Genomic DNA, 7,131 nt, shown 5'->3' with positions numbered 1-7,131 from the left:
AATTTTTATTGGAAGGTGGGTTTTGTACAGATTATGCAAGTTTTTTAACCGAGAAAAAGTCTTTGATTTATTTACAGGCTACTGAAGATAGTACGGTTATTGTTTTTGAAAAAAAGGATGTTGATGTTATGTACAAAGCCATTCCAAATTTTGTGCACTTCGGAAAGTTGCTAGCTGAAAGTTTATACATAAAAGTATGCGATATTAATGCTTCTTTTATTTTGAATACCCCAAAAGAGCGGTATACTAATTTGATTAAAGACAGACCAAAAGTGATACAATCTATACCTCAATATATGATTGCATCTTATTTAGGTATTACTCCTGAGGCTTTGAGTAGAATACGGAAGCGTTTAGGAAAAACGCACAAATACAAAGACTAACAAAAACTATAGCTGCTACAAGTATCTTGCTTGTTTTATGGTCTTTGTAACATTAGTGTCAGATAAAAAAAGCCTCAATAATTGAGGCTTTTTTCGTATTACAGAAGAATTAATCTCTGATTAAAAATTTAACTACGGGTAAAAGTGCTATTTTTTTTTGGACAGCCGATATTCAGTCAAATGCTAAGTTTGCTAAATAAGAGTAAAATAACGACTCGTGCTTTAGCTCACAAATCAAATCATTACTGCAAGCGGTTTTCAACATTCCAACACTTAATCACAATGGTATATGGGTTACCTCAGAATGCAATTCACTGCGTGAACTGTGCGGAGGCATTGTAAGTTATGGTGATAAAATTTTGCACTGCAAGTTTGATTACTCTCCAAAAAGGAGCACAATCTCTGATGCTAACAAAAGAAGAGACTGTATTGTCTTTGAGGATATTTATTCTGATTTAGTAACCGAGCATCTCCCAGATTTATCGGACAGCCACAAGCAGTTGGTAATCGAACAAGAAAGAGCTCCAATCAACCACCCCAACAGAACCAATCATAAAGTTCAAGAATCAATCTTAAAATTAAAAAACAAACACATGCTCTGGGATGCGAAGAAAATCCGCAGCTTGTTGTTTAAACGGTACCCGGAAGAACTTATTCCAAGTGTGGTTACGGTTCACAACATTCTTTTTAAAAATGGTCTAGTTTAACCTCAAAAGCGGAGCAGAAGGGTAAAGCCGGTATTTCCCATTTTCGATCCTAAGAAGTGCAATGAGGTTTGGAGCGCAGACTATAAAGGGAAGTTTTTAACGGGGAATAAAATATACTGTCACCTCCTTACTATTGCCGATTCGAAGAGCAGGTTTTTGTTTACGGCAAAGGGACATTACAAAGAAAACCTTCTGTTCGCCAAGCAAGAGTTCACAAAAGTTTTTAGAAAGTACGGTATCCCGAAACAGATACATACCAAAAACGGAAGTCTGTTCGAATCTGCAGCCGCCATCCAAAGATATATCAGACTATCATATGGTTCATCGAATTGGGAATCGATCCTGTCTATTCCGACCCGGCACGCCCGAACCAGAACGGACGGCACGAACGTATGCACCGTGATTTGAAGGCAGCTTGTGCAAAGCCCTCATCGTTCGACCTGAAGGCTCAACAACACAGCCTGAATAGCTTTGTAAAAGAATATAACCACATTAGGACCCATGAATCTTTAGAGGTGAGAACACCTGCGGATTGCCATGATTTTTCTAATAGACCATACCCTGAGAAAATTCCGAAATATGACTACCTATCAACCATGAAAGTGATGAAGGTATGCCAAAATGAAGCCATACGCTGGAAGTCGTATTACTGGGTCTATCTAACTGCAGCACTTAAGGGAAAATACATTGGTGCTGAAGATCAAGGTAACGGAATTTAGAGCGTGTTTTATAGAGACGTATTTTTAGGTTACTTTAACGAAAAGGACATAAGAGACAAACAAGTATCAATTAGGCTAAGTCAGAATCTAGTGTAAAGCATGTGACTTTAACTTTGTAAACTATGTGCCTTAACGAACAGTATTAGAGATGCGATTGAAACACATATGGTAAATGCAGATGTAAACAACGGATTAAGTGCAAGTGAAATAATCACGATTAAAAGTGCTGATATTGGAGATGCTCTTTGCAATGCTAGAGAAGCAAAGTCAGGGAATATGGTACTACTTACAGGAAGGGATGAATATAGTTCTAGTTTTAACGTTGATACCTTTTTTGAAGCTTCAGTAGAAAATATTCGAAATGGTATACTTTCTCACGAAATAAACCACACTCAATTAGGACTTAATGTATCAGGTGGTAATAAAAACCACAGACAGAGTGCTATAGATGAAATGCGGCATCCTCAGTTTAGTCAAACAACAGAACGTTTTCAGCTATGTAACGCGCTTCAATATGGTTGTAGCTATCGCGGTAATCCTCAAAATTTACCTACAATAAAACTTCAAAAAAAATTTTAATCCTTAGAAATGGAAAATTATTGATAAAATCAAAGCTGAATTATTAGCGGATTTGAGTTATAGTAAAACTTATACCTTGGCTCAAAACCTAGAAGGTAAGTTTGTACTTTTTAACAATAATGAGTCTTCTATTGAATTTGATTTTAGTTTACGATAGCCATTGTCTTCGATTGCTTCCATGATAGGTAATATGAAATCCCTAGCCAAAAAAAGTGCTCATCGATTGTAGAGTTGAAAACTGTTTTTTTATTTATAAAAATGGTATAGTAAATCTGAACTCGGTGATGCTGAATAGTTAATAAAAACTCCCTCTAATTTATGACTTGTAGTTTAACAAACATTTATCCCCTTGGTTTGAGCTATAAGTTTAACAAACATCTAATTTTAATGAGGTTGAAAACTAAAGGTTGCGAAGTTCACTGGTTTTTATTTTTTAAGGCCAACAGAAAGTAGCGAGAACTTACTTCTGTTACCTTAGGTAAAGCACAGTTGAAATTATTAATTAAAAGTAGCGATGTATTCTTTTAAAAAGGATAATTAGCCGGTACTTTCATTTAATTCTCAAACAATTCATTAATGGGTCTGCCAATGCTGGCATTAGGGAGTTTTATGTTCAATAACATCGATAGTGTCGGTGCTATATCTGTAATATCATAGTGTTCTGTCGATGATCCTTTGGGAATGTTATTTCCGTACCAAAGCAATGGGACATGGGTGTCATAGCTATATCCTGTTCCGTGCTCGGTGCCATATACTCTTTCTTTGCTCCAAGAAGGATTAAATAACACTACAATATCGCCCGAACGCTTTATATGAAAACCGCGTTGTACCATGCCTTTTTCTTCTGTTGTATATTCAAATTTTTCAAGGTCCGGACGAAGTAATACCTGAAAAACACTCTCTATTTTTAAAAGTTCTTTTTTGCTCTCGTTTAAAACAATATTGAAATTAAGTTGATTGACTTTTATCTTTTCCATATTGAAAAACAACTGACCATTAGACATGTTTTCAATTAATCCTTCTACATTAAATGATTTAGCCAACTGTGTGTTCACTTGGGTCACTATGTTTGTAGTATTGTAAAATCCAGCAGGAATTTTATTGTTCATTAGATATTGTGGCGCATCTGTAGCGGCATGATCTGCCGTTAAAAAGAAGGTGTAATTTCCTTTCCCCACTTGAGCATCTAGCTTGTTTAATAAGGTAGCAATATCTTGGTCTAATCGTAAATAGGTATCTTCTATTTCTATGGAATGAGGTCCGAATGCATGCCCAACTTTATCGGTGCTTGAAAAACTGATTGCCAGAAAATCGGTTTCAATACCTTGTCCCAATTTCTCATTTTTAAGTGCTTCATAAGCCATCATTGCCACTATAGTATTCCCAAATGGAGTTTCCTGAAATATGTCATATTGCTCTTGATCTGATAATCCTTTAAATTCATAAGGAAAAGAAGCATTGTTTTTATGATGGAAAACTTTTTCAAAGGTTTGCTCATCAATAGTGCTTTCAGTATAACTGGGAATAGGCAGCAAAGTATGCCAACCATTTTTCAGCAATGATTTTACCTGCTCCTTTTTATTGAATTTCTCGACCCATTTCGGAAGTTCTTGTTTGTAATAGGTGCTTGTAATAAAATTTCCGGTTTCAATATCATACCAATAGGATCCATCAGACATATGCCCACCCGGTAAAATGGCGCCTCTATCTTTTAAGGAAATACTAATTACCTTCGACTTACCATCATTTGATAGTTGCAATTCGTCGGTAATGGTTGTCGATAACATTTTATGTGGGGAACGTCGCCCGCTAGCCTCGGCACCACCTAATGTTTGTGTGCTAAAATCGTCAACATTATTAATTTCTTTTTTTAAAACTCGATCATACCATTCATTGGCAATAATCCCATGGTACTTTGGGGTAGTCCCAGTATAAACTGATGCATGCCCCGGTGCGGTTTTGGTAGGAATGTAATTGTAATGGGTGTTTCTGCAAACAAAGCCATCATTCATCAATCGTTTAAATCCATTACTGGTAAATTTATCTTGAAATCTATACAAATATTCCGCTCTCATTTGATCTACGATAACCCCAACAACAAGTTTCGTTTTAACATGAGTTTGTTGTGAAAAACTATGTACTGAAAACAAGCAGTAAAATAGTATAAAAAAGATATGTTTAGTTAGACCACGCATGTAAAGATGGGGTTTAAGATTATTTATAGAATATTGGTTTACTTTAAATCGTCTCCAGCTATATCTCGCCAGTCGTAGATATGAAATGTTTTATCAGTGGACATTGCTACGAAAATTCCTTTTGGGAATTCGTTACCCAAACTAACCGAAGTTACTTCAGAGCCATCGCTTTCAAGAGTCATTAATTCTATAGACTTTATAAGTGCATGGTCGTGAGGATTGTCTACGGAACCTTCTCTAGGAAATACGTTGAATGTATTTTGTTGCTGATCTGATATTAAAATATACCCCGTACCATCATCATTCTTGTAGATACTTATGCCCTCAATATCCCTTCCAAATTCTGTTGTCCCGAATAAAGCCAACTCTTCATCTCCCAAGGCCGGATCTGCATAATACTTTCTAACACCAAATGCCTCATCCGAACAATACACATATCCCAATTCATTATCTACAGCAATAGCTTCAATTTCTTTAACACCACTATAATTTCCAAAATCTCGAATTTTTGTCAATTTTACTTTATTATTACCTGCGTTATCAATTCGATATTGGGTTAGGTATCCTGTTGAAGGGCCGTCCTTTGGGCCAACTATGGCATATACAAGGCCATCTTTAGGATTTTTATAAAGTGCAAGTCCCATGGGATCTTTTATTTCTCTGTCAGCGAAAACTGGCAATCCTCCACCGTCAATAGGTTTCATATCGGGGACGCTAAAAACGCGTAGTTGATTTTTACTTCTTTCCGTAGTAACAGCAATATCTATCTTTTTCCCATCTAAGATATAACCATAAGTTATGTCAACATTATTTGGACGTTGAAGATTGGGGATGCTTTTTTCTTTAATGATTTTGCCATGCAGATCAAAAACATATAACCCACCGCCATCTTCTTTATCTGTACCAATAATCAAACTTTGAGTAGGGTCATTTTTATTGATCCAGATAGCAGGGTCATCTGTATCGTAAACAACCTTTTCGGTAATATACTTTGGCTGTATGGCATCTTTGGTATGCTGGGGTAATCCATCTGGAGCAATAATAAGATCATCTCCAGCAATATCTTCCCAGGCATAGAGCTGAAATGTTTTATTATCCGACATGGCAACAAACATTCCTTTAGGGAATAAATCTCCCAATGAAGCATTTGTTACCTCAGATCCGTCACTATTGTTTGTTGAAACATCAATTGATTTTACAAATTTATGCTCGTGAGGATTTTCTTTTGTACCCTCTCTGGAAAATAATTGAAATTTATTCGCTTGTTGATCCGAAACAATGATATAGCCAGTACCAATATCAGTAGGGTATATACTTATCCCTTCATGATCTCGCGCGAAACCTTCCGTTGCAAAAAGTGCCAACTCTTCATTACCTTTATCCACATCTGCATAATATTTTCGCACCCCTATGCCTTCATCTGAATAGTACACATAACCCAATTCGTCATCTACAACTATTGCCTCAACTTCTTTTACGCCACTATATTTTCCAAAAGCCCTTACTTTGCTACCTATTACATTTCCATTCTCGTCACCTTCTAATTGATACTGCCAAATATACCCATCTTTAGGTCCAGATTTTCTCCCAACAAAAGCAAATATCCTATCGTTTGCATCCTTATATAATGAAACTCCCATAGGGTCTCTTTGTGCTTCCCCTTCAAAAACTTCAATACCACCATTATCAATTGGGGTCATTTCCGGAAGTCTAAAAATCCTTAATTTATTTGTCAATCGCTCGGTAGTAACTGCAATTGAAAATTCCTCACCATCCATTTCAAATTCTTCAATATCAATATTATTTGGACGTTTTAAACCTCTGACCGTCTTATCTTCAATAATATTGCCTCTTAAATCGTAAACGTATAATGCACCATCTTCATTTTTATCGGTTCCTAGAATTAGACTTTCTTCAGGGTTGTCTTCATTTACCCAAATTGCTGGATCATCAGTATCATGTTTTACAGCCTGAGTTGTGATTTTTGGTTTTATAGCGTTCTCTGATATTTTTGGTTCTGATTCACATGCACTAAGTATTAAGACACTTATCAAAATTAAAAAACTTGCTCTTGGATGTTGTATTCTCATAATATTAAATCTTTTTTCTTAAAATTTTTCCTGATTCGTTGAAAAGGATATCGTAAATTTTATCTCCTTTTTTAAGGTCTATTTCATACAATATTTTAGTATCTACTGTTTTCACTAACTCGATATCAATAATTGAGTAATCGTTTAATTTTTCGGTCAATGTATTTGATATTGCAATGGGAAGATCACTTTCGTCTATTTCAGATTCAGTTTCTAACCAATTCCCATCTTTATCAAAATAAGAGGTGTAGTTATGATTGTTCAACGTGTAATGCAACCTATATAAATCCTTTTTTAAACTCCATTCTATATTTCGAGCTAATGGTTCTATTTTTGAGATCTTGATTTGAATTTCTTTTGGAACTGTTTTTTGCTTGCATGCACAAAACATTAAACCTATTAATAATATTGAAATTAACTGCTTCATTTTTTCTAGTTATGTAAAACTATGGTTTGAA

The 7,131-nt window shown here is 35.5% G+C and carries 8 protein-coding genes; 5 read left to right on the top strand and 3 right to left on the bottom strand.

Annotated features, from left to right (window positions below; genetic code table 11):
- The 5 genes from Q360_RS26145 to Q360_RS0113040 all read left to right on the top strand — a co-directional run.
- The coding region (locus Q360_RS26145; protein ID WP_027076972.1) for a Crp/Fnr family transcriptional regulator at window positions 1-383 on the top strand (383 nt) is incomplete at its 5' end.
- A gap of 144 nt (window positions 384-527) precedes the next feature.
- On the top strand, window positions 528-725 hold the full coding sequence (locus tag Q360_RS27440) for a DUF4372 domain-containing protein (RefSeq protein WP_394331951.1): 198 nt from the start codon (window positions 528-530) through the stop codon (window positions 723-725).
- A 17-nt stretch (window positions 726-742) separates the two neighbouring features.
- Window positions 743-1,090 carry a hypothetical protein gene (locus Q360_RS25855; RefSeq protein ID WP_156950111.1) on the top strand — a complete coding sequence of 116 codons (348 nt, stop codon included), beginning with the start codon at window positions 743-745 and terminating at the stop codon, window positions 1,088-1,090.
- 329 nt (window positions 1,091-1,419) lie between these two features.
- Entirely contained in the window at window positions 1,420-1,809 is a 390-nt protein-coding gene (locus Q360_RS0113045) for an integrase core domain-containing protein (protein WP_027077495.1), read from the top strand.
- A 165-nt stretch (window positions 1,810-1,974) separates the two neighbouring features.
- Window positions 1,975-2,388 (top strand): hypothetical protein, encoded by a 414-nt coding sequence (locus Q360_RS0113040; protein WP_027077494.1) that lies wholly within the window; start codon window positions 1,975-1,977, stop codon window positions 2,386-2,388.
- 554 nt (window positions 2,389-2,942) lie between these two features.
- Here the strand turns inward: Q360_RS0113040 and pafA are convergent.
- From pafA to Q360_RS0113020, 3 genes are read right to left on the bottom strand one after another with little or no spacing between them, the layout of a single operon-like run.
- Entirely contained in the window at window positions 2,943-4,583 is a 1,641-nt protein-coding gene (gene pafA, locus Q360_RS0113035) for an alkaline phosphatase PafA (protein WP_084273433.1), read from the bottom strand.
- 38 nt (window positions 4,584-4,621) lie between these two features.
- The gene (locus Q360_RS27200; RefSeq protein WP_316931521.1) at window positions 4,622-6,673 is read right to left on the bottom strand and encodes a phytase; all 2,052 of its coding nucleotides are present in this window, start codon (window positions 6,671-6,673) and stop codon (window positions 4,622-4,624) included.
- Between the two features lie 4 nt (window positions 6,674-6,677).
- A complete protein-coding gene (locus Q360_RS0113020; protein ID WP_027077492.1) occupies window positions 6,678-7,100 on the bottom strand; it encodes a PepSY-like domain-containing protein in 423 nt (140 codons plus the stop codon).
- Window positions 7,101-7,131 lie beyond the last annotated feature (31 nt).

It is taken from the genome of Maribacter antarcticus DSM 21422 (genome assembly GCF_000621125.1).
Lineage (GTDB): Bacteria > Bacteroidota > Bacteroidia > Flavobacteriales > Flavobacteriaceae > Maribacter > Maribacter antarcticus.
This window is presented reverse-complemented; position numbering and strand designations above follow the sequence as displayed.